Origin of the sequence: Pseudomonas sp. CFBP 8771, assembly GCF_014841695.1 — a bacterium.
GTDB classification, from domain to species: domain Bacteria; phylum Pseudomonadota; class Gammaproteobacteria; order Pseudomonadales; family Pseudomonadaceae; genus Aquipseudomonas; species Aquipseudomonas baltica.
In genome coordinates this window covers 25,672-51,031 of the sequence record NZ_JACYUJ010000009.1, presented here as the reverse complement: position 1 = coordinate 51,031, position 25,360 = coordinate 25,672, and the positions used below count along the sequence as shown (strand labels likewise).

20 protein-coding genes are annotated in these 25,360 nt (G+C 60.0%); 6 read left to right on the top strand and 14 right to left on the bottom strand.

The genetic code is table 11. The features are described from left to right. From IFT80_RS19980 to IFT80_RS19970, 3 genes are read right to left on the bottom strand one after another with little or no spacing between them, the layout of a single operon-like run. Positions 1 to 1,875 (bottom strand): site-specific DNA-methyltransferase, encoded by a 1,875-nt coding sequence (locus IFT80_RS19980; RefSeq protein ID WP_192138167.1) that lies wholly within the window; start codon positions 1,873 to 1,875, stop codon positions 1 to 3. 42 nt (positions 1,876 to 1,917) lie between these two features. Next, positions 1,918 to 2,610, bottom strand: a complete 693-nt coding sequence (locus IFT80_RS19975; RefSeq protein ID WP_192138166.1) for a DUF4391 domain-containing protein — start codon at positions 2,608 to 2,610, stop codon at positions 1,918 to 1,920. Further along, positions 2,607 to 5,897 (bottom strand): helicase-related protein, encoded by a 3,291-nt coding sequence (locus tag IFT80_RS19970; RefSeq protein WP_192138165.1) that lies wholly within the window; start codon positions 5,895 to 5,897, stop codon positions 2,607 to 2,609. The genes IFT80_RS19975 and IFT80_RS19970 overlap by 4 nt, the downstream gene beginning before the upstream one ends. Before the next feature lie 692 nt (positions 5,898 to 6,589). Here IFT80_RS19970 and IFT80_RS19965 point away from each other — a divergent pair. After that, a complete protein-coding gene (locus IFT80_RS19965; protein WP_192138164.1) occupies positions 6,590 to 7,111 on the top strand; it encodes a GAF domain-containing protein in 522 nt (173 codons plus the stop codon). Between the two features lie 4 nt (positions 7,112 to 7,115). Here IFT80_RS19965 and IFT80_RS19960 read toward each other — a convergent pair whose 3' ends face one another. Together IFT80_RS19960 and IFT80_RS19955 are read right to left on the bottom strand one after the other, a co-directional pair. Continuing rightward, on the bottom strand, positions 7,116 to 7,775 hold the full coding sequence (locus IFT80_RS19960; protein ID WP_192138163.1) for an ATP-binding protein: 660 nt from the start codon (positions 7,773 to 7,775) through the stop codon (positions 7,116 to 7,118). A 41-nt stretch (positions 7,776 to 7,816) separates the two neighbouring features. Beyond that, complete coding sequence (locus IFT80_RS19955; RefSeq protein ID WP_192138162.1) at positions 7,817 to 8,167, bottom strand: hypothetical protein; 351 nt, start codon at positions 8,165 to 8,167, stop codon at positions 7,817 to 7,819. A gap of 450 nt (positions 8,168 to 8,617) precedes the next feature. Here IFT80_RS19955 and IFT80_RS19950 point away from each other — a divergent pair, with 450 nt between their 5' ends. Next, entirely contained in the window at positions 8,618 to 8,821 is a 204-nt protein-coding gene (locus IFT80_RS19950) for a hypothetical protein (RefSeq protein WP_192104396.1), read from the top strand. A 1,021-nt stretch (positions 8,822 to 9,842) separates the two neighbouring features. After that, positions 9,843 to 12,038 (top strand): TonB-dependent receptor, encoded by a 2,196-nt coding sequence (locus tag IFT80_RS19945; protein WP_192104394.1) that lies wholly within the window; start codon positions 9,843 to 9,845, stop codon positions 12,036 to 12,038. On the opposite strand, the gene IFT80_RS19940 is transcribed toward IFT80_RS19945, so the two are convergent. Next, complete coding sequence (locus tag IFT80_RS19940) at positions 12,035 to 13,642, bottom strand: ATP-binding cassette domain-containing protein (RefSeq protein ID WP_192138161.1); 1,608 nt, start codon at positions 13,640 to 13,642, stop codon at positions 12,035 to 12,037. The two genes, IFT80_RS19945 and IFT80_RS19940, sit on opposite strands and share 4 nt — an antisense overlap. A 248-nt stretch (positions 13,643 to 13,890) precedes the next feature. Here IFT80_RS19940 and IFT80_RS19935 point away from each other — a divergent pair, with 248 nt between their 5' ends. Next, a complete protein-coding gene (locus IFT80_RS19935; protein WP_192138160.1) occupies positions 13,891 to 14,817 on the top strand; it encodes a hypothetical protein in 927 nt (308 codons plus the stop codon). A gap of 42 nt (positions 14,818 to 14,859) precedes the next feature. Here the strand turns inward: IFT80_RS19935 and IFT80_RS19930 are convergent, their stop codons facing one another. Beyond that, complete coding sequence (locus IFT80_RS19930) at positions 14,860 to 15,141, bottom strand: BrnA antitoxin family protein (RefSeq protein ID WP_192056360.1); 282 nt, start codon at positions 15,139 to 15,141, stop codon at positions 14,860 to 14,862. Between the two features lie 196 nt (positions 15,142 to 15,337). Here IFT80_RS19930 and IFT80_RS19925 point away from each other — a divergent pair, with 196 nt between their 5' ends. Then, positions 15,338 to 15,907 carry an isochorismatase family protein gene (locus IFT80_RS19925; RefSeq protein WP_192104388.1) on the top strand — a complete coding sequence of 190 codons (570 nt, stop codon included), beginning with the start codon at positions 15,338 to 15,340 and terminating at the stop codon, positions 15,905 to 15,907. Here the strand turns inward: IFT80_RS19925 and IFT80_RS19920 are convergent. The 6 genes from IFT80_RS19920 to IFT80_RS19895 form a co-directional block, all read right to left on the bottom strand. Further along, the gene (locus IFT80_RS19920) at positions 15,820 to 16,917 is read right to left on the bottom strand and encodes an ABC transporter ATP-binding protein (RefSeq protein ID WP_197975956.1); all 1,098 of its coding nucleotides are present in this window, start codon (positions 16,915 to 16,917) and stop codon (positions 15,820 to 15,822) included. The two genes, IFT80_RS19925 and IFT80_RS19920, sit on opposite strands and share 88 nt — an antisense overlap. After that, positions 16,917 to 17,942: an ABC transporter ATP-binding protein gene (locus IFT80_RS19915; protein WP_192104383.1), complete on the bottom strand. Its 1,026-nt coding sequence runs from the start codon at positions 17,940 to 17,942 to the stop codon at positions 16,917 to 16,919. Before IFT80_RS19915 ends, IFT80_RS19920 begins: the two co-directional genes overlap by 1 nt. After that, positions 17,939 to 18,826: an ABC transporter permease gene (locus IFT80_RS19910; protein WP_192059973.1), complete on the bottom strand. Its 888-nt coding sequence runs from the start codon at positions 18,824 to 18,826 to the stop codon at positions 17,939 to 17,941. The genes IFT80_RS19915 and IFT80_RS19910 overlap by 4 nt, the downstream gene beginning before the upstream one ends. A gap of 13 nt (positions 18,827 to 18,839) precedes the next feature. After that, a complete protein-coding gene (locus IFT80_RS19905) occupies positions 18,840 to 19,790 on the bottom strand; it encodes an ABC transporter permease (RefSeq protein WP_192138159.1) in 951 nt (316 codons plus the stop codon). Between the two features lie 60 nt (positions 19,791 to 19,850). Continuing rightward, positions 19,851 to 21,527: a peptide ABC transporter substrate-binding protein gene (locus IFT80_RS19900; RefSeq protein ID WP_192138158.1), complete on the bottom strand. Its 1,677-nt coding sequence runs from the start codon at positions 21,525 to 21,527 to the stop codon at positions 19,851 to 19,853. A 121-nt stretch (positions 21,528 to 21,648) separates the two neighbouring features. After that, on the bottom strand, positions 21,649 to 22,983 hold the full coding sequence (locus IFT80_RS19895; protein ID WP_192138157.1) for an NAD(P)/FAD-dependent oxidoreductase: 1,335 nt from the start codon (positions 22,981 to 22,983) through the stop codon (positions 21,649 to 21,651). Positions 22,984 to 23,121: 138 nt separating this feature from the next. Here IFT80_RS19895 and IFT80_RS19890 point away from each other — a divergent pair, with 138 nt between their 5' ends. Continuing rightward, positions 23,122 to 23,925, top strand: a complete 804-nt coding sequence (locus IFT80_RS19890) for an IclR family transcriptional regulator (protein ID WP_192056350.1) — start codon at positions 23,122 to 23,124, stop codon at positions 23,923 to 23,925. Positions 23,926 to 23,936: 11 nt separating this feature from the next. Here IFT80_RS19890 and IFT80_RS19885 read toward each other — a convergent pair whose 3' ends face one another. Then, complete coding sequence (locus tag IFT80_RS19885) at positions 23,937 to 25,238, bottom strand: NAD(P)/FAD-dependent oxidoreductase (protein ID WP_192104375.1); 1,302 nt, start codon at positions 25,236 to 25,238, stop codon at positions 23,937 to 23,939. Positions 25,239 to 25,360 lie beyond the last annotated feature (122 nt).

Sequence of the window (25,360 nt, the reverse complement as noted above, 5' to 3'; positions counted from 1 at the left end):
TTAAAGCGTCTTGATTTCAGTCGCTGGCGACAGCAGTTTGAATACCTGTCCGACGTTGATTTTCACGCTGTCGTTGGCGAAGCCGGCGTCGCGGAACACCACACGTAGCGGCTTATGTCCGGCGAGCTGTTTGACGAAGTCTTCGTCGATGCCAGTATCGAAGCAGGCGGCCAGTGCATTGCCGTCAGCGAAGAACACTGTCTTACCAGCAATGTTTTTCTGATTAATCGGCAACGCCAGATCAACGCCCCAATCCAACAACACTTGAAAAAGCAAGTCTTCGGGATTGCGGTCTTTACGAATATTATCAATCTGATCGGAAAGTAGGTCCTGGGTCACTGCATCAGGGGTGTAGAAAACGTCCTGCATGTTGGAGGTATCTACTTTCAAGACGCGGAAGCCTAAATCCCAGGACTCGTTACCCGGCTGCTCACGCAACTCAGCAGCGACATTACGCACGCGCTGTAGCCCCATCTCGAAAATCGAACTCATTTTCGGCTCTGGTGCTGGCAGTGGTTCGTGAATTTGCACTCCGATAAAACGACGATTCCCACCATCTTCAGCATTCTGTTTCAGTACAGCGTGAGCGGTGGAAGCACTGCCACTGAAAAAATCCAGCACGATGTCTCCATCGCTTGGACTCCCTGCTAGTTGAAGCACCCGCTGGAGCAGCTCAATAGGTTTGACCGAGTTCAGTACATTTTCTGTATGCTCGAAGTGAACGTATTTTAACAGTGTTTTTTTTGCATCTTGCGTGTGGCCGACTTCTTTATAAGGCCATAAGGTTTGAGGTGTTCGCCCCTGTTTGACCTCAGAGAGGAATCGTTTCAGACGCGGCATATTGTCTCCGTCTGCCCCCCACCAAATTCTATTATCCTCATTGAGCTTCTCAAAATTCTCTCTGCTCACACGCCAGTACATTCCCTTTCCCGGTCCTTCAATAGTTCGCCCTGATGGGCAAATTATCGAGTAAGTACCAGCCGAGTAGTAATTTCGAGCCTGCAAATCACCAGACACCCATGGACCTCTGGAGTCGCTGTCAGGATTCTTGTAACGCGCGAGCATTTCAGCTGTTTGAGGAAGCAGTCTAGGAGTCCAGCTTTCTGCAGACTTTGCATATACAAGAACATAATCATGGTCTTCCGAAAACCAGCGAGCACTATTCTTGGGGGAAAATACCTTTTGCCAGATTATCTGAGCTACAAAATTCTCCTCACCAAAAATCTCGCTGCAAATTTTGCGAAGATTATCTACTTCGTAGTCGTCGATTGAGATAAAGATCACACCATCGTCTTTAAGCAAGTTACGAGCTAGTCGCAAGCGCGCGTAGATCATGCTCAGCCAATCTGAGTGAAACCGTCCATTTGCTTCGGTATTTGCCACTAACCGGGCACCTTGCTCATCACGCTGACCGGATTGGGTTAAATAGGTTTCAGCATCGCCACTAAAGTCGTCATCATAGATAAAGTCACGACCTGTATTGTAGGGGGGATCAATATAAATTAGTTTAATCTGCCCAAGATAGGCTTCTTGCAATAACTTCAATACTTCTAAATTGTCGCCTTCAATAAACAGATTCTTCGTGGTGTCGAAGTCCACACTTTCGTTCCGATACGGACGGAGTGTTTTGGCAATAGGGGCATTGGCAGCCAACAAGGCCTCCCTTTTCCCAGGCCAATTCAGTTGATAGCGCTCCTGCGGCCCATCAACTATAATTGATGACAATTCTTGCCGAAGCAAATCAAAGTCGATAGCTACTTTTTTCTGGAGGCTGTTTTCGTCAGTTTTTTCAGTAACACAGCTCGGAAACAGCTCAGCCAGCTTGGCGATATTGGCTTCAATCAGGTCGGGGGAGTGCATTTTCAGCTTGTCCATTGGACTTCCTGTATCTCTTAACTACTTGGCGCTAACTGAGATTTAAGCACTCAGCTCAGCGATTTCATTCTGTACTTCCCGAAGTTGGGCGTTTAGCACCACCTTGCGGTTGAACTGTTTTTCTTTGTGTAAGCGAGCATCCAGCTTGGCACAATCACTGTACAAGCTACGCAAGCGGTCCAGCCGTACCAATTGCTCATGCAGGCTTTCGTCCGGTCTAGCTTGGTTCGGCAGCAGCCAGCGTAGCAGTTGTCCGTAAAGCCCCTGCAAATCCAGCGCCACTGGCATAGGCTCGCGCGGGCTGTCGACTGACAACCAGTTGCCTGCGAAGTACCCATCGATGACCCACTTGCTAGCATCGGCTTCGCTCGGGCGTTTAAAGGTCGCCACCATGCAGGTGCGCTGCTCATGGTGCAACTGAAAGATGATCGGCAGTGGGATAACGCGGTCGATGGCTCGCAGTATATCCTCATCCAGTTCAGCGGTTTTCAGCGCGATGTCGAAGATCTGAATTTCTACGACACTGCCCCGCGCCGGCAAGTTAATGGTTTCCGGGGCCAGCTTGTAAGCCCAGGTAATTTGCTCGACCTGGGCAACAAATTTATCGCGCAGCTTCGAGCCGACAGAACCCCGCTCGTAGATTTTTTTCTTCGCCACCACGCGGCCAACCTTGGCCTGTGGCGGAAAACTAAATAGCGCTGGCGTAGCTGTCGGAGTGACTGCGGCCTGGCTCATGCCACCCCCTGAATGACGATGAAAGTAATCAACTCGAAATCATCCAGCCCAGAGATGGTGTCGACTAGCGCGGTGGTCTTACCGCCGCTGAACAGGCTGTCGATGTCTTTCTCTTCCTTCGCATCGATCATAGAGCGAATTGCTTGGTCGAGTAGGTTGGAGTAGGCGCTCATATTACGCCCGTCCTGGGTGGACTGATTGAACCGCTGGTAGGCATCACTGATCGGCTGGCTGTAGCCCTTACAGGCGCTGCGAGCCAGGTCCAACAGCCGCTTGGCTTCTGTCTGATCGCTGATGATCTGCCCTTCCAGACTGATATAGATCAAGTAGAAGGGATGCAGGCGGTTCTGTTGATTGAGGCTGGAGCCGTGCTTACGATTGCGCAAGGTGAAGATTACTCCGGGCACCAGGCCAAGCTCCTGCCGTGCCAGCACCACGGCATGCAAGCCATTGGGGATGCTGCCGAGGTCACCATTAGCTTTGATGTAGCTGAGCAAATCCATGCGGAAATCATTGAGGCCCAGGTCGGTGATTGAGACGCCGGTCTTGATGTCTTCCATCTCGATCACTTCGTCCTGCAAACGTCGGAGTTGCTCTTTGCGGTACGCCACGTCGTTGGCCTGGGCGCTGAGCACATTGTCGTCGCCAGTGGCGGTAACGTCAGCGATCATCATGCGGTTTTCAACTCGCTCTTTGAGGTTTATGTACTCGTCGAGGCTGATGTCTGGCCAGTAGTTGACCAACTGGATGCTGGCGTTCTGCGAGCCGATACGATCCACCCGGCCGAAGCGCTGGATGATGCGCACAGGGTTCCAGTGAATGTCGTAGTTGATCAAGTAGTCGCAGTCCTGCAGGTTCTGGCCTTCGGAAATGCAGTCGGTGCCGATGAGGATGTCGATTTCACACGACTCCTCCGGGTAAATCAGCGCTTTTTCTTTCGAGCGCGGCGAGAACAGCGTCAGCAAACCTTGGAAGTCGTAAGTCTGGCGACTACCTAGCATAGTGCCGAGGGTGGACTTGGGCGCATCGCTGCCGGTGACCTTACCGGAATGCACCTTATGAGTGCTCAGCAGGTACTCAGCCAGGTTGTCGTACAGGTAATTGGCGGTATCGGCAAAGGCGGTAAAAATTAGCACCTTGCGATTGCCAGGATTGATCGGCGATGCCAGCTTGCTGGTGATCTGGGTTTTCAGGTGCTGCAGTTTGGCGTCGTCGGCTGGTGTGACCTTGGCCATTTCAACCAGCAACTCTTCAATGAAGATCAGGTCGCCTTGCAGGTCTTGCTCCCAGGACGTCACGTCCATGTCTTCCAAACTGATCTGAATCTTCTTACCGATAGTAATGTCGCCGGACAATGGTAAGTTGTCGTCGTCAAAATCGGCATTTTCAAAGGCAGCGGTAACGTCGGCAAAGTCACTGGCAAGACCGGTTTTCTTAAAAGTGGCGATTTTATCCAGCGCGCTCCGATGCGTGTTTTGCAGATTTTTCAGGGTCAGGCGGAAAGACTCGACCGAGCTTTCCAGGCGCTTTAGCAGGTTCGTGGTCATCAACGCTTGCAGGCTTCTCTCGCGGTCGACCTGTTTGAGCTTACCTTTACCTCCCTCCACTTCGGTGTCGTACATCTCTTCGTACTTTTTCAACCTGCTGGGCAGGATGTAGCTAACCGGCGCGTACACGGCGAGCTTAAGCAGCGACAGCTGGTTGAAGATCTCGTTGAAGCCGATGACGTCACCACGCGGAGTCAACGGGCAATGAAACGAGAGTGGCTTGCGGCGCTCAGGGAAGCTGCCAATGTCGACGGTGTTGTAGAAGGTCTCGATATGCCGGCGCGAGCGGGCAATGGTGACGCTGTCGAGCAGTTCGAAGAAGTCGAAATCAAGGTTATTAAGAATCGCCGCTGCAGTACGTTTTTCCGGTGGCAGACCAGTCCATACATTGAATGCTGCCTGGGCGCGACGGAAGATACCGTCGATGTCCTTTTCAGTGCGCAGCTTCTTGCTGAGGTTGTCGCTGTCGCCCTCGTAGGCCAAAGCCAACTGGTTGCGCAAGTCGCCGAAACGGTTGTTGACCGGAGTGGCCGAGAGCATCAGCACCTTGGTCTTCACGCCTTGACGAATGACCTGATTCATCAGCCGCTGGTAACGGGTCTCTTTGTCTTTATAGATATCGTTGTTGCGGAAGTTGTGCGACTCATCGATCACCACCAAGTCGTAGTTGCCCCAGTTGACGCGATCCAGCGGAATGCCCAACGACTCGCCACGGGTGCGGGTCAGGTCAGTGTGGCAAAGCACGTCGTAGTTAAAGCGATCCTTGGCAAAGATGTTGGTCTTGAGGTTCCGATTGTAGTTCAGCCAGTTGTCAGCCAGCTTCTTCGGGCAGAGCACCAGCACCGACTTGTTACGCAACTCGTAATACTTAATCACTGCCAGCGCAGTGAAGGTTTTACCCAGGCCAACACTGTCGGCAAGAATGCAGCCGCTGTAGGTCTCCAGTTTGTTGATCAGGCCGGTGGCGGCGTCACGCTGGAAGTTGAACAGCTTCTGCCAGATCAGGCTGTCTTGATAGCCGGTACGGTCGTTGGGCAGCACGTCTTCATTAATGTCTTCCAGAAACTCGTGGAAAATGTTGTAGAGCATCAAGAAGTAAATGCGCTCAGGGGCGTTCTCCTGGTAAACGGAGGCGATGTGCTCACACAGCCGTGAGGTCACGTCTTCCAGCTTGCTTGGGTCGCTCCAGATCTGATCAAACAGATTGAGAAAAGTCGCGGTAACGCTTGGCTCATCTATTTTGGTGACAAAGTTCGATACGGCGTTACCCTGCTGGTAACCCAGATCCACGGCCGTGAAGCCTTGCAAAGGCATGTAGACGCTGTCGCCAACTTTATCTTGCACGCCCGCGAAGGGCTGCATAGGCGCCTGGCCTCGATTGGAGCGAAACTTCGCCTTGCGTTGAATCCAGTCAGCACATTCCCTGGCTATCGCCTTCTGGGTGAGCTGGTTCTTCAGCTGGATTTCAAACTCGCTGCCGGTCGTGCTGCGCTCACGCTCAGCCTTGGGAATATGAAACTCGCGCTGTTCCTTCTTGAGTTTATCGCTCACCTCGTTGGGCACAAAGGTCGGCGAGGTAAAAATGAACTCCAGGGAGTCGATACTCTCCAGCTCTTTTTTCAGCGCGACGTAGGCATAGATCGAAAAGCACGAGGCGGCAATCTTCAGCTTCGAGCCCGGCCTGAGCGTACCTTTCAGGTTTTCACCAAGCAGGATGTTGATGTTGTCGATCAGTTCCATTTGGAGGAATCCCTTTATGCGAGCTGAGGGGATTATCATGGAGTCAGAAAGTAATATCACGTATTACTAGCCGGCAAACTGCCACGTATTCAAAAATCACAGCCCAATGGGAGCTCGACTGCATGAGCGCAGACATCGAAGAAACCAGGCACGAGCTGAACGGATGAACGCATTGGCGCAATGGGGTGATAAATGGGGGGGGCAGGAATAGGTGTCTTCACGCGCCCCTGCACAAAAAGGCCGCAGCCAACCAATAACGCCGCCTACACATGGGCTAACGTAAGACCCGAATGGCGAGAACGGGATGGAATTTTTTAGCCGTATTTGCACTGACGACATGCGGATGTTTAAGTCCGTATCTGCATCGAACGCCCTCGGATCAAGGGGTATCTCGTCGGACGTTCCGATCACGCCTCAAGGCATTATAGATGCCAATCGGTATTCCAAATAGTGTTCCAACCAATAAAAGAAATTAAAAATCAAACGAATCAACAAGTTACAAAACCTGTTCAGATTACCCCGGCCCAAGCACGCCTCACAAACCCATCACTTCGCATAGCCCGCCAATGCTTTTTCTGCGCCTCAACCGATGGCTTTGGCTTAATCGCCCCGTGCCATAACATCGCTCCAGCCGCCCCCCTTGCAGAACCCCAATCACAGGCCGCAAACTCCCCAAAACGAAGAGGTACCCCATGGCACTCGACTACCCGCCCACCCTCCTGTCCCAGGAAGAACGCGCAGCCATTGCTGAAATCGAAGCCACTACCAACATCCTGCGGTTGGTGACCCGGCTTACCAACATGCGCTTCGCCGCGATCACCAAATTTGGCGACGCTGAGTTGGTCATCTGCTCCGTGCACGATTCAGCCGACCTGGGAATCGGCGCGGGTGAGGCTTTTCCGCTGGAAGACACGATCTGCAGCGAGTTTCAGCGCAATCCTGCGCCGTTGCTGATCCCGAGAGTGAGCCATGACCAGAGCTTCGCCTCACGACTAATCGTCAAGACCTATGATCTGGACAGCTATGTAGGCGTGCCCATTTTCCTGCCTGATGGCCGATTGTACGGAGCGCTTTGCGCGATCGATTCGCGGCCTGTGCTGTTTGAAGATCCGGATGTGTGCGAAACGCTGGAGATTTTTGCCCGGTTGATCGGGTGTATATTCTTTGCGAGCTTGGCGGTGAAGGTGGCGAGTGCCGGGATTGAGTTGGAGTGATAGATCAGGTCACCTTCCAGCGATGTGTACACACCGCCCCACACAACAGGCGCGACAACTGCTCCACTGAATACGGTTTATGCAACAACTCGAATCCATCGGTTCCCTTCTCTGCCAGCACATGGCTGTATCCCGATGTCAGCACTACGGGTAATCCTTCGTATCGCCGACGAATCTCATGGGCGAGTTCGATACCGGTCATGCCCGGCATTACCACATCGGAAAACACCACTTTGAATCGGCTGGCGTCGCGGGCCAGCTCGGCCAATGCTTCCTGTCCATTGATGGCAAGGACCGGCTGGTAGCCCAAATCCGACGGTGATTGCATCGCAAAGGCGCCCACCTGAGGGTTGTCTTCGACGATCAATACACCGGTGCCGTGTCCGTGTACCAATTCATGGGGCGCCTCTACACTCCGTGGCTCGCACGGCTCGGATGCCTGGGGCAGGTAGAGTGTGAAAGTGGTGCCTTGATCGACTTCACTGTCCACGGTGATCTCGCCACCCGATTGCTTGGCGAACCCGAATACTTGCGACAGGCCAAGGCCCGTGCCCTGCCCCACGCCTTTGGTGGTGAAAAAGGGCTCGAATATCCTGCCTAGGTGCAACGGCGCGATGCCGCTGCCGGTATCGGTCATCGAAATCACCACTTGATTGCCCGGCATTATCGGCTGTTCGCCAGACTCGGCTCCCCGGTACGCTGGGCCTACTCGGATGATGGGCGGTAGCGGTTGTCGAACCGGGCGTAGGCATGGCCGTCAGCGGAGAGACTGGCGCCCTGCTGGGTGTGCGCCAGGTCGTCGGGGTGGATCCGTTCGAAAAGCGACAGGCCGTAGGCGTCGTTGTAGAGCAGCCATTGTTGGGGTCCCCAGTAAAGGGCTGCGATGCCTTTGGTGTTCAATACCAGCGACAACGAAGTGCGCAGGGATGCGGACCATGAGCAGTAATCGCCCAAGGCGGTGCGGGACCAATCCATGTCGTGCACCACGTCCCGCATTTCTCCGCTGCCGATCATGGCCGGGACAGGAGCCAGCGTATTGGGAGAGGCAACTGGCATGGGGAACGTACTAGGAGATAGAGCTGAAAGTGTGAGTGATTGTGGATAGAGCCGGCACTGCTTGGGGGAGATCGAGCAAGTCTCCTTCACGACCCACGAGCCTCTTTGTATTTATGCTCGTGACACTGCTTGCAAACAATCAACCAGCGCTAGTGCCTGGGCTAGATAGGCATCACAGTTGACCTCCCCACCCACCCTGCCTATCCTCCCGCTCGTTACGCCACATGCGTGACCAGGTTTGACGGCCTGTCTTACATACGAACGCGCAGTCTCAAGACTCGGCACGGGCGCTCTTGCACCCGCTCCGGACTCTATGGCGGCTGTGCGTGGGGCACCTTCGGGTGCGCCGGGTTCGTATGTGACCGGTCCGTCAACCCATGCACAGCTGCCACCCACTCGTTTGACGGCGAGTGCTGGCAGATCTCCCCTCACATACGGAAGTCGCCCCCCATGAAAGATCAAACGAATCTCGCTGCTTACCAATCGCTTCAACGCGCTAGCCAATTGCTAGATACCGCGTCTGTGCTTGCCGCGGAAACGAGCGATGCCAACCAGCAACTCTGTCGCGCGCTTAACCAGGCTGTGGCCTTGCTGACGGAAACGAGCAGGACGTTGGTGGAGGATTCTCTGCTTGAAATGAAGTTGCGGTTCTAACCTCACGCCTGATCAGTCAGACGCAAAACTGAGTGCCTGTCGATCGCGAATGGTGCCGCTTTGAACATAAGCGGCCCCTCACTGGACTGGCCTCCCTACCCCATCGGACTAAACCCCGAACCCGCCGAACAATACCGCTCCCGCAGTGCCGAATTCCGCTCTACACGGCACTGCTCCTTGAACCACTGCTTCGCGCCCTTCCTGCACTCTCGGTATTCAATCGACCCACCTCGGTAACCCCTGCACACGCTACCGTAATCCACCCGGTTATCGCTGACACTCCATGAAGCGGTGTATGAATTCTTCCTGTCCCAACCGAGTATTTGGTGCGACTCAGAGCTACTGCTGCTACCACCACGCCGAACCGGCTGAGTACCCTGCCCCGCCTTGTACTCCGCCAGATACTGCGCCGACACCATCCCCTGCACGGCCCGTTCCTCCCGCGCAGGCCTGGGCGCATCGCCATACCGACAGCGCAACGTCTGATCAGTAATCGCATTGTCCCCGCCCATGCACTCCTGCAAGCTTTTTGGCGCAGCTGGAGCCACTGCTTGCACAACGGGCGCAGATACAGGCGCAGGCTCAACAACTGGCCGTTCCAACCGCTCAACCGGTTGAGGTAGCGCAGCCGTGCGCGCCGGCTCCAGATACGCCGCAATCCGCGACCAGTTCATCCCCACCGCTACCACTGGCACCAACAGCCAACACCACCACCCCGGATGCACACGTTGTTGAACGCGTGGTCGCGGCGCTATGGGCTCGTCGAGCAGGTCGTCTTGCTGACTCATTTGAATTCCATTTCCCAGACAAAGGTAGAAACACCATCACTGAACTAACTATCGGTAGCCCTTTGCCATTCTTTAGACGTTGCCCCTCCGCTGCACCGTCATAGTGCCGTGTGAAAAATCCCTTAAAAAATCGTTAACGCTTCGTGAAACTCTTGCTAGGATATTCGACTGAGATTCATTCGCACCTGCCAGGAAGGCGCCCCTTAACCTCTATCTTCGTCGGAATTCCTTCCATGGTCCTTCGTTTTCCTTCTCGCCCTACTCTTCTGGCGCTGTGCTGCTCTGTGAGCATCGGCGCCCACGCGGCGGACGCTCTCGTGCTCGATGCCACGTCGATCGACGCGCAAACCAACAGAACCACCAAGGGCGCTTCACCCGATGTGTTTGCCGGTGGCCAAGTCGCGCGCGGTGGGCAGATGGGTGTACTGGGTAACCAGGACAACATGGATGTGCCGTTCACGCTGACCAGCTACACGTCGAAGCTGATCGAAGATCAGCAGGCGGAGGACGTGGGCGATGTGTTGCTCAATGATCCGTCGGTGCGTCAGTCGTTCGGTTTCGGCAACCAGGCGCAGGTGTTCGTGATTCGTGGTTTGCCGCTGTCGAGCGATGACATTTCCTACAACGGTTTGTATGGGGTATTGCCGCGGCAGATCATTTCCACCGATGCGGTAGAGCGGGTCGAGGTGTTCAAGGGGCCGAACGCGTTCATCAATGGCGTGAGCCCGACGGGGACCGGGCTGGGCGGCAGTGTGAACCTGGTGCCCAAGCGGGCAGGTGATGAGCCTATCCGGCGTTACACGCAGGACATCAGTACCGATGGCCGCGTGGGCGAGCACCTGGACCTGGGCCAGCGGTTCGGCGAGGACAACCGTTTCGGTGCGCGGGTGAACCTGGCGCAGCGCGAGGGTGATACGGCGATCGACGACGAATCGCAGCGCACCAAGCTGTTTACGCTGGGGCTGGATTATCGGGGTGACAACTTCCGCCTGTCCGGCGATTTCGGTTATCAGAAGCAGCGCATCAACAACCTGCGCAACTCGGTGCGCTTAGGCACGATCACGAGCATTCCGCGGGCGCCGGATGCCAGCCACAACTACGGTCAGGATTGGACCTACAGCCAGACAGAAGACACCTTCGGCATGTTGCGTGGCGAGTGGGATCTCAACGAGGACTGGACGGCCTACGTGGCGGGTGGCGCGAAGCACACGCGTGAGAACGGTGTGTACGGCACGCCGGTGCTGACGGATTCGAGCACGGGTGCGGCGACCATCGGCGGGTCGAAGATTCCGCACGATGAAGACAATGCCACGTTCATGACCGGGATCAACGGCAACCTGCAGACCGGGCCGGTCAGCCATCAGATCAGCGTGGGCGCGTCGAGCATCTGGACCGAGCAGCGCAATGCCTATGAGTTCTATCAATCCACGGGTACTACCAATATCTACAACACCGCGCCCCTGGCGAAGCCGACTGCAGTGAGCTTCGCGGCCGGAGACATGAGCGATCCCGGCATCACCGGCAAGACGCGCAACCGCAGCCTGGCGGTGTCGGATACTTTGGGTTTCTTTGACGACAAGGTACTGGTGACGGCAGGGCTGCGACGCCAGCAGTTGCTGGTGCAGAACTATGCCTATGAGTCGACCACTGGTGTCGGCGGCTCGCGCACTTCCATGTACGACGAGGCGATCACCACGCCGGTGTATGGCATCGTCTACAAGCCAGTAGAGTCGGTGTCGCTGTTTGCCAACCGTATCGAGGGGTTGTCGGCGGGGCCAACGGCGTCGGGTCAGGTCGTCAACGTGGGTGAGGCGTTTCCGCCGGGGCGCACCAAGCAGGTGGAAGCCGGGATCAAGCTGGACAAGCAATCGTGGGGTGCCACGCTGGCGGCATTTCGCATCGAGCGGCCAACCGATGGTTTCACGCAGAGCTTTGCAACGCCCGGTGGCGGCACCGTCGATGTGTACGTACGCGATGGCAAGCAGGTCAACCGCGGGGTCGAGTTGAGTGTGTTCGGCGAGCCGGTGGAAGGCTTGCGCTTGATGGCCGGCGGTACACGCCTGCAGTCTGAGCTCCAAGACACCGCGGGCGGCTTGAACGACGGCAACCACGCCATCGGCGTGCCGACGTTCCAGCTCAACGCGACTGTGGACTGGGACGTGCCGGGGCTGAACGGCCTGGCACTCAACGCCCGTGCCCTGCGCACCGGCGGGCAGTATGCCGACCAGGCGAACACCCTGAGCCTGCCCACCTGGAACCGCTTCGACGCGGGCGCGCGTTACACCTTCAAGGTCGAGCGCAAGGCCGTCACCTTGCGCATGAACGTGGAGAACATCACCGACAAGAACTACTGGGCCTCGGCCAACGGCGGCTACCTGACCCAGGGTGAGCCACGGCTGGTGAAGTTTTCCGGGACGGTGGATTTCTAAAGGGTGATGGAGTGCGGGTGTGGACGCTGCAGAAGCAACTCCTGGTCCACGCCCAGCGCATCGATGAAGGCGTCGTCGTGGGATACAACCACCAGCGCACCTTGGTACTGACCAAGCATCTGCTCCAGCGCCAGCCTGCTCGGCAGGTCTAGGTGGTTGTCGGGCTCGTCCAGCAACAAGAGCTGGGATGGCCGTTGCGCGTGCAGCAACGCCGCCAACGCTATCTTGAGACGCTCTCCGCCGCTGAGCTGTGAGGTCTGCAGCTGCACGCGGTCGGCGTCGATTCCCAATTGCGCCAGCCGGGTCCTGGCTTCGGCTTCGGGCAGCTCCGGGTTGCTTTCGTAAAGCCACTGCACGGCAGTGCGTTGCGGGTGTTCGAGCCCGGCGTGTTGGTCCAGCCGACCTAACTCCACATTGCAAATGACCTTGCCTGCGCGTGCGAGCAGACGGCCGCTGATGACCTGAAGCAAAGTCGACTTCCCGCTGCCATTCGCGCCCCTGACTGCGATGCGCAGGGGCCCGGTGAGGGTCAAATCGATCGGCGCTGCATGCCCGAACGGCAGTATCAGCTCGTTAAGCTGGAGTACCAGTTTGCCGTTGGGTACGACGGTTTCCGGAGGCAGCATGATGCGCTGGACATCTGTGGCGCAGCGCGCACGCGCATCGGCAATACGTTGTTGTTGCTGGTCGCGTGCGAGCTGTTGCGTGAGGCGTAATTTGCCCTGGCTGTTCTCGCTGCGTTCTTTCTGCGCGTTGGTGATCAGCTTGGTCTGGCTGCCATCACGGGCGTTACGATCGCCGCGGGCATTGCGGCGTTGCTGCCGCTCCATCTGCACGGCCATTTCCCGCTGCTCGCGTTTGGCTTGGGTGCGTTCGCTTTGCAAGGTCGCCTGGAAGGCGTGCTGCTCCTGCTCACGGGCGGCGACGTAATGGCTGTAGTTGCCGCCGTAAACAGCAAGACCTATGGGCGACAGCTCGACGATTTCGTCCATGAGTTCGAGTAGGGCGCGATCGTGGCTGATCATCACCAGTCCATTCGGCCAGCGCTGGATTTGCTGAGCCAGTTTCTGTTGTTGGTCACGGTCAAGATGGTTGCTGGGCTCGTCGAGAATCAGCCAATCGGCGTTGGATAGCCAAGCGCCCAGCAGTGCCACGCGCTGGCGCTCGCCCCCGCTAAGGGTGTGCGTCGGTGTGTCGGCGGACAGGTGACCCAGACCGTTCAGGTCCAGTTCGGCGGAAAGACGTGCTGCGCAATCCCAGTGGCCCATGGCGAGCGTATGGTCGTGATCGTCGAGACTGCCCTCCGCAATCCGTTGCAACGCTCGCAGGATGTGTTCGACGCCCGCCAGTGCCGCCACTGTGGGGAAGCTCTCGGGCTCGAGCAACTGCGAGACGAGATGGACATGCCCCTCGCAACGGACGCAACCACTGCTAGGCGCACGCTCGTCGGCCAGCAGCTGGCCGAGCAGGGATTTACCACTGCCATTGGCGCCGACGATGCCGGTGGCTTTGGCGTGGAAGCCGTGGTTGAAGTTGTTCAGCAGCAGGCGTCCATCTGGCAGGGTGAGGCAAAGATGATCTAGCCGGAGATGTCGTTGGGTCATGGGGCTCCTTGTGTGATGACCGTCGGATAGCACCAGCATGAACTGGGGGAATTACCACGTCACACCATTTCAGTTTCGAGTTATTGCTCCGGCCTTCTCTTGGAAAACAGCCCTGTTAGGATGCCCCCCCTTTTGCTGGCCTGGCAGGACAAAACACCTCCAGCCGCATCGGACAGGTTGGCCAACAGCTGGCCATGTTCTGTGACTCAATCGTCATCGATCCCCCGGGTAAGGTTCCAGGTACAGATATGCAATGGTTGAAGGACAAGTACGCGGCCACTTCAGTGGCACATCGGCTTTATATGGTTTCGATAGTTCTAGTCTTCTTGGGTTTGTTACTGTCCAGAAGCTGGGGCACTGCCGCTTTGGATGTAACCAGCATGATCGCTGCCGGCTTCATGATTGCGGGCTTCATCATGTGGTGTCTGCCAGTGGCCCGCTGGATGCGTAAGAAATGGCATAAGCCGTTGTACAAGACGCCTATCGTTCTGTTGCATTTGTTGGCGCTGCTGGTCGCAACCGGGTTGTCGCGCTTTGCTGTTTCCGAAGCGTTGGGCTTGCCGCCGCAGTCTTTCGATCTGACGGTTGGCCTGCTGGCGTTGCTGTTCTATATACCGGCGTGGATGGTGGTGGTGGCGCTTTTGCTGTTCCTTGGTGGACTGCTGCTGCTTGCAGTCACAGGTATTGCGGTGGTTGTTTTTGCTGCTATTCAGATGGGTGCCTCATTCCTGAAAATCTTCGGCGTTAATTACTCTCCTCAGTTCAATCCGGGTATGGCGTTGTTCCACTCTGGAGGCGCTATTGCAGCTGGCATGGTGCTGGTTGCGTGCTATTCGTTCTTCACTGACAGCTATCAGCCTTGGGTGCTGTCGGCGATCAGAACGACTGCCGTGATCGCCGACTTTCACCCCGCCCCGAATTACCCCGGTGTACGACCCGGCGAAAGAATTCACCCGTTGGATAACGGTTACACGGCCTATGCACAGGAGCAGCCTGACCACAGCATCGTGATCGGCGTCAGGACGCAGGAGAACAGCGCACATGATCAGCCGTTGGCCAATCCCATCCCCTCTCCGGGGCAGGTGATGAAGCCGCTTTTTGAGCGGTTGTCTGTTCCGGCAGAGCCGGGGAAAGGCGTCCTGAACGAAGCAACAGAACCGCGCGTTCATCCGTAAGAAGCTGGGCATGGCCGCGATGTTCGCGACGAAAACCCGCCGTTAACTCTGCAGATCCGAAGGGTCATGGGTCTTGAGCCAATCCGCCAATGCGGCATTCATGCGCGTTTGCCAACCGGGCCCGGAGGCTCGGAACTCAGCGAGCACGGCAGGTTCGATGCGGATCGAAATACGCTCTCGCACAACACCGGCCTTGGGCCGGCCACGACGGATCACTCGAGTACCTTCGTACTCGTCGGCGCGCTCGAAAAAGGCGTCGGTCAGCTCCGGGGCATCGTCAGGGTCGATCCAGTCGATGTCGGTAGCGGTCTTGTTCTCGCTCATTGGCTTTCCTCATGGAAATGATGCGGCGCACGGGATCCACACCTCGAGGATCACTCGCGCGTGCACAGGCCTGCGGCGCTGAAGATCATAGCTGTTTCAGGTACGCCTGCCACGCATCCCACCCCCACCCCCCATTGAACGCCCCTGCCCCTTACCGCACACTGCCCCCCATTCTTTTCCAATCAAACGGCCTTCCATGAGCGACCAGCCCAACCCCATCCCTCTCATCATCCTCGACGTGCAAGACGCCATCGACCAGCCGAAGTGGAATGGCAAAAGCAACCCCGGCTACCTGGAAACCATTCAGCGGCTGCTGCAGCTTTGGCGTACGAATGGTTGGCCGGTAATGCACGTGAAGCACGATGAACCAACGCCCACATCGACGTACCACACTCACGGGCCGTGGAATGGCATCAAGCGGGAAGTTGCCCCCTTGGACGGTGAACCGGTGATCACCAAACAGCAGAACTGTGCGTTCATTGGCACCGAGTTGGATACCGTGCTCAAGGCCATGCAGGTGACGCGCTTCGTGCTGACGGGCGTGGTCGTTCATAACAGCATGGATGCCACCGTTCGCGCCGGGAAGGCGCTGGGTTACAGCATCACCCTCCCCTCGGACGCCACTACTGCGGTACCCGTGACGGGGGCGGATGGAACCGTTTGGGATGCGGGCACCGTTCATGATCTGACGTTGGCGATACTCGGCAGCGAGTACGCCGAGGTGGTGCTGGCCAGCGATGTCGTCGAGGCGCTCGGGCTGGCGTGATCGGTGAGCGGCGAAACCAACTCCAAATCATCCCGAATACACGCCACCCCATGCGCCACCCCCACCTCCCTCAACAGCGGCCGATCCTGCGCGCAGGCGGGCAGTACGTACGGGCAGCGGGTGCGAAACGCACATCCCGAAGGCGGTGAAATAGGGCTCGGGATATCGCCCTGCAGCACGATCCGCTGCCGCCGCTGCCCCGGTTCGGGCATGGGGATCGCCGACATGAGTGCTTCGGTGTACGGATGGCGCGGGTTGCTGAACAGCTCGCGAGTGGGCGCGATTTCGACGATGCGGCCCAGGTACATCACGGCGACGCGGTCGGCGATGTGGCCAACCACGGCCAGGTCGTGGGTGACGAACAGCATGGTCAGGTTCATCTGTCGGCGGATGCGCGCGAACAGGTTGAGCACCTGGGCCTGGACCGATACGTCGAGGGCGGACACCGGTTCGTCGGCCATGATGAATTCAGGCTCCAGGGTCAGGGCGCGGGCGATGCCGATGCGCTGGCGCTGGCCGCCGGAAAATTCGTGGGGGTAGCGGTCCAGGTACTGCGCGGCGAGGCCGACGGTTTCCAGGGCCTGCCCGGCCTTTTCGCGGCGCCCGGCGGCATCGAGTTCAGGGTTGTGGAAACGCAGGGGCATGGCGAGGATTTCACCGACGCTCATGCGCGGGTTGAGGGAGCCGTAGGGGTCCTGGAAGATCATCTGCATGCGCTTGCGATAGGGTTTGAGCAGGCGGTCGTTGAAGGGCGTGATCTCGGTGTTGTCGAAGACGATGTGCCCGTCGGTAGGTGGGTCGAGCATCATCAGGCTGCGGCCCAGGGTGCTCTTGCCCGAGCCACTTTCGCCCACCAGGCCGAGCACTTCGCCACGGGCGATGCTCAGGTCGACGCCATCCACGGCGCGGACCAGGTTGTCGTCGCGGTCGCGGCGGCTGGCGAGAAACGTCTTGCGCACAGGGAAGTGTTTTTTCAGGCCGACGACGTCGATCAGGGGACGTTCTTTCATCATGCACCTCCGTGTTCGACGGGCAGTTCGCGCCAGCGCACGCAGCGCAGGTCATGGCCCAGTTCGATTTCTTCGAGTTCGGGCGCCTGGCTGTCGCAGCGGCCGGCGATGCTGTAGGCGCAGCGCGGGTGGAAAGCGCAGCCGCTGGGCGGCGAGCTGGGATCGGGGACGAAGCCGGCGATGGTGCCCAGCTCACCCTGCGCCAGCCCGGCCTGTTCGAAACGCGGCACGGCGGCCAGCAGGCCGCGGGTGTAGGGCATGCGCGGCGAGGACAGCACCTGGCTGACGCTGCCCTGTTCGACGATACGCCCGGCGTACATCACCATGACCCGGTCGGCGATTTCCGCCACCACGCCGAAGTTGTGGGTGATGAACAGGATGGCCATGCCGTTCTTCTTCTGCAGGCTGCGCAGCAGGTCGAGAATCTGCGCCTGTACGGTGACGTCCAGCGCCGTGGTGGGCTCGTCGGCGATCAGCACGTCCGGCTCCATGGCCAGGGCGATGGCGATCATCACCCGCTGGCGCATGCCGCCGGACAGCTCGTGCGGGTAACAGTCCAGGCGCTTGACCGGCTCGGGAATGCCGACCTGCTCCAGCAGTGCCAGCGCACGCGCACGGGCGTCGGCCTTGCTCAGCGATTGGTGGAAGCGGATCGCCTCGGCGATCTGGTCGCCCACGCGGTGCACCGGGTTCAGCGAGGTGAGCGGTTCCTGGAAGATCATCGCCACGCGGTTGCCGCGTACGTGGCGCATCTGCTGCTCGCCCATGGCCACCAGGTCGATAGGCTTGCCGTGGTGGTCGGCAACGATGGCGCTGCCGTCGATGCGGGTTTTCGGCGCCTCGGCGAGCAGCTTCATGATGGCCAGACTGGTGACACTTTTGCCTGAACCGCTCTCACCTACCAAGGCGAGGGTTTCGCCGGCGCCGATGGTGAAGTTGATGTCGTGCACCACAGGGACGTAGCCGGCCCCCTTGCGGAAGGCGACGTTGAGGTGCGCCACGGCGATCTTTTCATCTGCGTTCATTTCAGGTCGCTCCTGCCGTCCAGCGCGTCGCGCAGGCCGTCGCCGATGAAGTTGAAACTGGTCACCGCCAGGGTGATGGCCAGCCCGGGAATGATCGCCAGCCAGGGCGCCTTGCCCAGGTACTGTTGGGCGGCGTTGAGCATGTTGCCCCAACTGGGCAACGGTGGCTGGATGCCGTAGCCGAGGAAGCTGATGTAGGCCTCCAGCAGGATGGCGTTGGCGATGGTCAGGGTGGCCGCGACGATGATCGGGCCGATGGCGTTGGGCATCAGTTCGCGGAACATGATCCAGCGGTTGCTGGCGCCGATCATGCGTGCGGCCAGGGTAAAGTCGCGCTCGCGCAGCGAACGGATTTCAGCCTCGACGATGCGCGAGATTTCCATCCAGCTGGTCACGGCGATGATCAGGGTGATCATCATCGGGCTGGGCTTGGTGAAGGCTGCCAGAACCAGTACCAGGAACACGCTGGGAAAAGACAGGAACGCATCGACGAAGCGCATCAGGCCGGCGCCGACCCAGCCGCGGTAGTAACCGGCGATGACGCCGATCAGGGTGCCGATGACGATGCTGATGAGCATGGCGCAGAAACCCACCATCAGCGAGATACGCCCGGCGTTGAGCAGGCGCGCGGCGGTGTCGCGGCCCAGGGCGTCGGTGCCCAGGTAGTGATTGCCGGTGAACGGTGGCGCGAAGCGGTTGCGGATGTCGATAGTCAGGTCGTTGTAGTGCAGCAGGTAGGGGCCGAACACGCAGGCCAGCACCAGTACGGTGATCATCACCACACCGAGCACGGCCAGTTTGTGGCGCATGAAACGGCGCAACGTCGGGTTGGCCAGCCATGCCCAACGGGGCGAAGCAGGCAGGTAACGAGTGGCAGTGGTCATCGGCAATACTCCTTCAGGCCAGCCGTACGCGGGGGTCGGCTACGCCTATCAGCAGGTCGGCAAGCAGGTTGCCCAACAGCACCAGCACCGCCGAAAACATCAGGATGCCCATGATCACCGGGTAGTCGCTGTAGCCCAGGCTGTCGAGAAACAGCCGGCCCATGCCGGGCCAGGTGAACACCGTTTCGGTGACCAGCGCGCCACCGAGAATGGTCGGGATCTGCAGCCCGGCCAGGGTGATCATCGGCAGCAGCGCGTTGCGGATGACGTGGTGGGTGAGCACCCGACGATAGGGCACGCCCTTGGCGCGGGCGGTGCGGACGAAATCCTGGTCGATCACGTCCAGGGTGGCGGAGCGCATGTAGCGGCTCCAGATCGCCACGTTGACCAAGGCCAGCACCAGCACCGGCAGCACCAGGTGAATGGCGTAGTCACCCAGGGATTGGTCACCGATGGTGTACATGTTGCCGGCCGGCAGCCAGCTCAGGTGCAGGGAGAAAAAGAAGATCGCCACCAGGCCGAACCAGAAGGTGGGAATCGACAGCGCCACCATCGCACCCACCGTCGCCAGGGTGTCGAACACCGAATAGCGACGCACCGCACCGAGCACGCCGACCCAGGTGCCGATGACGATCGACAGCACGGTCGAGGTGCCCATCAGCAGCAGCGTCGCGGGCAGGTGTCCGGCAATCACGCTGAGCACCGGGCGGCCGTCGCGAAACGAGTGGCCCCAGTCGCCGACGAACAGGTGGCTGAACCAGTCGATGTACTGCACCAGCAGCGGCCGCTTCAGGCCCAGTTGCTCGGCGATGCGGTCCAGCTCGGCGTGGCTCATGCCGGGGTTGAGGGCGAATTGCGACATGGGCCCGCCGGGGGCCAGGTTGAGCACCATGAAGCCGATCAGCGAAACCAGCACCAGCACCACGGCGCTCTGCCCCAGGCGGTTGAGAATGTAGTTGGGCATGCGTCAGATCCTCTGCGGTACGAACGACGCCAGGCCGTGCGGCCAGGCGTAGGCGTGCATTCAGGTCCAGGACCAGGTGTTGACGTTCCAGGGTTCGATGCGCAGGTTGATGTTGCCGGTGAAGCCCTTGAGGCCCGATTTGTAGCCGCGCACGTAGGTGTACTGGAACAGCGGCAGAATGGGCAGGTCCTGGCGGATGAGGTCCTGCACCTGCACGTACACCGCCTTGCGCTGGGCGACATCCTGCATGGAGGCGCCCTGGGCGAGCAGTTCGTCGACCTTGGCGTTGACGTACTGCGAGTTGTTCTGCCCGGCGCCACCCTTGGCATTGGTCGACTGCGAACCGAAGTAGTCGCGGGTGTCGGGGTCGGCCCCGGTGAGGAAGTTGTTGCCGACGATCACCGAGTCGAATTTGGACTGCACCCAGTACTCGCCCCACATCACGGCGGGTGGCAGGTTGGAGATTTTCATTTCCACGCCGATGGCCAGCCAGGTCTGCTGGATGAACTGCTGCGCCTGTTCACGGATCTGGTTGCCAGCGGTGGTGGAGTTGGTGAACGACAGGCGCACCCCGCCCTTCTCGCGAATGCCGCCAGAGCCCGGTTTCCAGCCCGCGTCATCGAGCAGTTTGCTGGCCGCTTCGATGTTGAAGCTTTGCTTGGGCAGGTTGGGGTTGTAGTAGGCCGACTGCTGCGGCATGTAGGTTTCGGTGGGCAGCACCAGGCCGAAATACAGCTCGTCGATGATGGTCTTCTTGTCGATGGCCATGTACAGCGCCTGGCGCACGACGGGGTCCTTGAACTGCGGGCGCTCCATGTTCAGCGTTACCGACTCGATGGTGGCCACCGGCAGGATCACCACGGTGCGTCCGGCCAGGTCCTTGGCTTCCTCGTAATGGTCGGGGGTGATGCCCTGCATCGCGGTGACGTCGATGTCGCCGGTCTTGAACTGGGTGTAGAGCACGGTGAGGTCGGGGATGTACTTGAAGATCACGCTTTCAAGCTGCGGTTTGGTGCCGTAATAGTCCGGGTTGGCCTTGAGCTGGATATGGTCGCCCGCCACCCGCGTGCCCCACTTGAACGGGCCGGTGCCGATCGGCGCATTGTTGAACGGCGCGGTGTTGACGTCGGCGGCAGCCGAGAGGATGTGCTTGGGCAGCATGAACGTGGACGACAGAATCGAGGCGTAGGGCGCGTAGGACTTCTCCATGCGCCAGTGGATTTCGGTGGGCGACACCACGGTGATGTCGCGCAGCAGGTCATGCCCCGCGCGGCGGCCACTGCGGAAATTCGGCGAGACGATCAGTTCCAGGGTGTACTTCACGTCTTCGGCGGTGAAAGGCCGACCGTCGTGCCACTTCGCGTCGCTGCGCAGCTTCACCGTCCATTGCAGGCCGTCGGCAGAGATACCGCCATTGGCCACGGTTGGCACTTCAGTGGCCAGGGCGGGGACGAATTCGCCCGTGGGCGCAATGCCGAACAGCGGGTCGAACACGTTCCAGTGGATGCCGTCATCCACCTCGATGTGCGGCATGTGCGGGTTGAACACCGTGGGCTCCTGGGACAGGCCGATGATCACCTGCCCGGACGGCGGCGCGGCCATGGCCGCGAACGATTGGCTGCTGCGGCCCAACGGCAGCAGAGTCCCCGCAGCACCGATGATGGCCATGGCCAGCGCCTGGCGGCGGGTTGGGTTCAACAGAGCGTTGCTTTTATCCGAGTCATCGCGTTGCGACATGCTGAAGCTCCCACTGTGAGGAAGAAAGGGCAGGTGGCAGGCGCTGGAAAGCGTCAGGGACGCTGGACCCGGGCTCGTTCGGACGAGCTTCTGAAGGGTATTGCCGGGTGAACGGGTGGCTCTAGAATCCGGAAATGGGCCGTGGGTTGGAGCCGTCGGTGAAGCGCGAGAGACGGAACGCTTGCGGGTCGACGATAGGGGTTTCGCCGGTGACCAGATTGGCCATCAGCCGCCCGGCCGCCGGGCCGATGCCGAAGCCATGACCGGAGAATCCGGTGGCGATGAAAAAGCCAGGTACGCCCTCCACGGCCGAGATCACCGGCACGGCATCGGGCGTGACATCGATCATGCCGCCCCAGCGCTGCGCAATCCGTACGTTGGCGAACACCGGAAAGGCGCGGGTGAGGCTGGCCAGGGCGCGGTTGGATTGGCGGATCGACGGCACCGGGTCGAGCACGCGGCGGTATTCGAAGGGGCTGGCTTCGTCCAGCGCCCAACGCTTGGGCAACACCGCTTCCTGGAAGAAACGCTGGCCCAGGCGAAACGACAGGGACTTGTGTTCCTGCTGCAGAGCAGGCCAGAACTGCCGCGCGTAGCGAAAGGAGTTGGGCACGATGTCAGCAATGTTCTCGTGGCCAGAGGCAACCGTGTACCCACCGTCCTGACGCTTGCGCACGGCAAAATCCATCGCCCAGATGGCGGCTTCCGGACCGCCCTGCAGCGGTGTGGTGCGGATCACTGAATTGAGTACCTTGAGCTGGGGCAGGTGCACCTTCAATGGCGAGCAAAACAGGCTCGACCAGGCGCCGCCGGCCAGCACCACGGACGTGCAGGCGATCGGGCCACGCTCGGTGATGACGCCACTGACCCGGCCCGCCGCGCGCTCGATGCCGCGCACCGCGCATTCGGTGAGGATCACCGCGCCCCTGGCTCGGGCCGCTTCGGCAATCGCCGGGGCCGCCTGCTGCGGCTCGGCACGACCGTCGTCGGGGGTGTACAGCGCGCCCTTGATCGCTAGCCGCGCGACACCGGGCAGCAAGCCGGCCAGGTCGGTGCCCGAGACCATCCGCGCACGCACCGGGTACTCGTCCAGGTTGGCCTTCCAGCGCTCGTGTTCGGCGTAGCTTTGATCATCCGCGCAGGCGAAGAGAATGCCGGCGCGGGTGTAGCCGACGTCCTTGCCGATGCGCGCGGCCAGGTCGTTCCAGATGCTCAGCGCATGGGCCATCAAGGGCAGCTCGCGCGGATCGCGGCGCGAGATACGCACCCAGCCCCAGTTGCGGCTCGACTGTTCGTGGCCAATGCCGCCTTTTTCGCACAAGGCCACTTTCAAGCCGCGTTCGGCCAGCTCCAGGGCGGTGGATGCACCGACGATGCCGCCGCCGATCACCACCACATCGACTCGGTCCGGCAGGTGTTCATCGCCCTGTACAGGTACTACGCGAGGTCCAGGCATCGGTTGCTGTCATCCCTATGGATCGTGGTGAGAAGGGCCGTGAGGGCCCGGATATTGCACTGCACTTGCCGTGCCTGCCAGACCCAGCCTTGTGCTCGGTGCGGGTTCGGCCATTGTCGTTTCCAGGGAGAGCTACACATGCCCCAAACCGACTCATCCCCAGCTCGTCTGCCGCGCTGCACGACCCAGGGCACGCAAACGCTGGACCGCTCCTTCGACATTCTTCAGGCGATTGCCGCGCGCGGCGCGCCGGGCGCGACCATCGAAGAACTCAGCGCCGATACCCAGCTTAGCCGCGCGACCCTGTATCGGCTGCTCAAGGCGATGAAATCCTACGGCTTCGTGCGCCTGCCACGGCTGCGCGGGCCTTACTTCCTGGGTTACCAGTTGCTCAGCCTGGGTGCCCAGGCGGGCAACACCGGTGGCGTGCGCGAGCTCGCCCGCCCAGCCCTGCTGCGCCTGTGCGAAACCTTCCAGGACAGCTTCTTTCTGTTCGTTCAGGATGGCTACTACGCCTTGTGCCTGGAACTGCACGAAGGAGCCAACCCTACCCAGAGCTTTGCCGATTGCGTGGGCGCGCGCGTGCTCAGCGGCGTCGGCCAGGGCTCGCTGGCATTGCTCAGCCACCTGCCCACTGCGGCACGCGCGCAGATTCTGGAACACAACGCACCGCGCCTGCTGCGCGAATACGCCATCAGCGACAGCGCCCTGCGCTCCACCTTCAAGCAGGTGCGCCAACAGGGTTACGCCTGTGGCCTGGCCGATCGCGTGCTGCCGCTGCACACCGGCGTGGCGGTGCCGATCCTGGACGCCGACGCGGCCCCCGTGGGCGCGCTGAGCTGCGCCCTGCCGAGTGTGCGCATGACCCCGCTTTATCAGCAGCGGCTGGTGCAAGCCATGCGCCAGGAAGCGGACCGCATCGCGCAACGGCTCGGGGCTTGAATATGAGCGTGTCATCGGGCGAACCGAGCGAAACGAAACGGCGCGGGATCGACTAAAGGCGCGCTGCCGGTAATCAGGTCCGCCATCAAATGCCCAGCGCCCGGCCCGATACCGAAACCGTGCCCCGAGAAGCCCGTGGCCAGGTAGAAACCGGGCAGGCTCTGCACCTGGTCCATCACCGGCACGATATCGGGCGTGACATCGATCAAGCCGGCCCAGCGCTGCTCGATCCGGGCCTGGGCGAAGATCGGAAACTGCTCGGCAAGCATGCTCAAAGCCTGGTCGAGGTAGGCATCCACCGGCTTGGGGTCATACAGGCGCTGTGTCTCGAACGGTGAAGCCTGGGCATTGCTCCAACGCCGGGGCGTGTTGAGCTCCTGCCAGCTCTGGCGGGTCACACGCAGGCGGTATTCATGGTGGTGAGCCCTGACCATGGGCAGAAAATCGGGCAGGTAGCGAAAGCTGTCCGGTACCAGCGCCGCGACGTTGGCGTTGCGCAGAGCCACGGTATAGCCGCCATCGGCGCGCTTTCTGAACGAGACCTTCTCGGTCGCCACCGCGCACTCCGGGCCGCCTGGCAACGGTGCGGTGCGCATCACCGACCCCAGCACCCGCAGCTGCGGCAGGCGGATACCCAAGTTGCCGCAGAACAGGCTTGACCAGGCACCGGCCGCGAGCACCACGCTGTTGCATCTGATTTCGCCCAGCTCGGTAACCACGGAGCTGATCTTGCCGCCCGAGGTTTCGACACTGCGCGCGGCGCAGCGCACGAACAGCTTCGCGCCGCGTGCCCGGGCGCCCTCGGCGATGGCCGCAGTGGCGATGTCCGGCTCGGCGCGGCCGTCGCTCTCGGTGAACAGCGCGCCGGTCCAGGAGGACGGCACCTTGGCCTGGAGGCGGGCTTGAATCTGCGCGGTGTCGAGCAGCCGCGCCTCGATGCCCAGCGGTTTCGCCTGATCCAGCCAGGCGACCTTGGCCGCCAGCTCCGCGGCGGACTCGCAGGCGTAGAGAATGCCGGAGCGGGTGAAGCCGGTGTCGTGCTGCAACTTCCCCGCCCAACCGTCCCACAGCTTGAGACTGGCGATAGCCAACGGCACCTCGGCCACATCGCGACCCATGGTGCGCACCCAGCCCCAGTTGCGCGACGACTGCTCATGGGCGATGCCACTCTTTTCCACCAGCACCACCGACACGCCCCGTTCGGCCAGGAAGAACGCGGTGCACACACCGACGATGCCGCCACCGATGATCACCACATCGGCGCTGTCGGGCAGTGAGGTGTCGCTGTCGACGTGGGAAATGAGCGGGTACATGGGACTTCCTGCCAATGTCGATACCCAAGGTTTACGCTCCGACACGGCCAACGGCAACCCTTCTGGCAGGGATGCGGCCATGCTCTCACATGCTGAGACGAAGGCATGACCCGAGGCCATTC

Coding starts and splice junctions, on each gene's coding strand:
- IFT80_RS19945 (WP_192104394.1), top strand. CDS start 9,843: ATGGTCCTTCGTTTTCCTTCTCGCCCTACTCTTCTGGCGCTGTGCTGC.
- IFT80_RS19935 (WP_192138160.1), top strand. CDS start 13,891: ATGCAATGGTTGAAGGACAAGTACGCGGCCACTTCAGTGGCACATCGG.
- IFT80_RS19980 (WP_192138167.1), bottom strand. CDS start 1,875: ATGGACAAGCTGAAAATGCACTCCCCCGACCTGATTGAAGCCAATATC.
- IFT80_RS19910 (WP_192059973.1), bottom strand. CDS start 18,826: ATGACCACTGCCACTCGTTACCTGCCTGCTTCGCCCCGTTGGGCATGG.
- IFT80_RS19950 (WP_192104396.1), top strand. CDS start 8,618: ATGAAAGATCAAACGAATCTCGCTGCTTACCAATCGCTTCAACGCGCT.
- IFT80_RS19975 (WP_192138166.1), bottom strand. CDS start 2,610: ATGAGCCAGGCCGCAGTCACTCCGACAGCTACGCCAGCGCTATTTAGT.
- IFT80_RS19915 (WP_192104383.1), bottom strand. CDS start 17,942: ATGAACGCAGATGAAAAGATCGCCGTGGCGCACCTCAACGTCGCCTTC.
- IFT80_RS19900 (WP_192138158.1), bottom strand. CDS start 21,527: ATGTCGCAACGCGATGACTCGGATAAAAGCAACGCTCTGTTGAACCCA.
- IFT80_RS19965 (WP_192138164.1), top strand. CDS start 6,590: ATGGCACTCGACTACCCGCCCACCCTCCTGTCCCAGGAAGAACGCGCA.
- IFT80_RS19905 (WP_192138159.1), bottom strand. CDS start 19,790: ATGCCCAACTACATTCTCAACCGCCTGGGGCAGAGCGCCGTGGTGCTG.
- IFT80_RS19885 (WP_192104375.1), bottom strand. CDS start 25,238: ATGTACCCGCTCATTTCCCACGTCGACAGCGACACCTCACTGCCCGAC.
- IFT80_RS19890 (WP_192056350.1), top strand. CDS start 23,122: ATGCCCCAAACCGACTCATCCCCAGCTCGTCTGCCGCGCTGCACGACC.
- IFT80_RS19960 (WP_192138163.1), bottom strand. CDS start 7,775: ATGCCGGGCAATCAAGTGGTGATTTCGATGACCGATACCGGCAGCGGC.
- IFT80_RS19920 (WP_197975956.1), bottom strand. CDS start 16,917: ATGAAAGAACGTCCCCTGATCGACGTCGTCGGCCTGAAAAAACACTTC.
- IFT80_RS19940 (WP_192138161.1), bottom strand. CDS start 13,642: ATGACCCAACGACATCTCCGGCTAGATCATCTTTGCCTCACCCTGCCA.
- IFT80_RS19895 (WP_192138157.1), bottom strand. CDS start 22,983: ATGCCTGGACCTCGCGTAGTACCTGTACAGGGCGATGAACACCTGCCG.
- IFT80_RS19930 (WP_192056360.1), bottom strand. CDS start 15,141: ATGAGCGAGAACAAGACCGCTACCGACATCGACTGGATCGACCCTGAC.
- IFT80_RS19925 (WP_192104388.1), top strand. CDS start 15,338: ATGAGCGACCAGCCCAACCCCATCCCTCTCATCATCCTCGACGTGCAA.
- IFT80_RS19970 (WP_192138165.1), bottom strand. CDS start 5,897: ATGGAACTGATCGACAACATCAACATCCTGCTTGGTGAAAACCTGAAA.
- IFT80_RS19955 (WP_192138162.1), bottom strand. CDS start 8,167: ATGCCAGTTGCCTCTCCCAATACGCTGGCTCCTGTCCCGGCCATGATC.